Genomic DNA, 266 nt, shown 5'->3' on the forward strand with positions numbered 1-266 from the left:
CGTATCCAGCGAGATCTACTCCCTCGGCGTGCTGATCACCGGCGAAGCCGGGTCGGGCAAGAGCGAACTCGCGCTGGAACTGCGCAGCCGCGGCCACCGCCTGGTGGCCGACGATGCGCCTGAGTTCACCCAGATCGCCCCGGACGTGCGCGACGGCACCTGCCCCGAGCTGCTGCAGGACCTGCTGGAGGTGCGCGGGCTGGGCGTGCCCACCGTGCGCGAGATGTTCGGTGACACGGCGGTAAAGAAGACCAAGTACCTTCGGC

Annotated in this window: 1 pseudogene; it reads left to right on the forward strand. The window is 68.8% G+C overall.

Annotation, left to right across the window (positions count from 1 at the left end):
• Window positions 1–266: pseudogene (locus tag ACQG3P_RS19970) on the forward strand (HPr(Ser) kinase/phosphatase); the annotation flags it as partial.

The sequence above is a fragment of the Stenotrophomonas sp. SrG genome, from assembly GCF_050031795.1.
Lineage (GTDB): Bacteria > Pseudomonadota > Gammaproteobacteria > Xanthomonadales > Xanthomonadaceae > Stenotrophomonas > Stenotrophomonas rhizophila_A.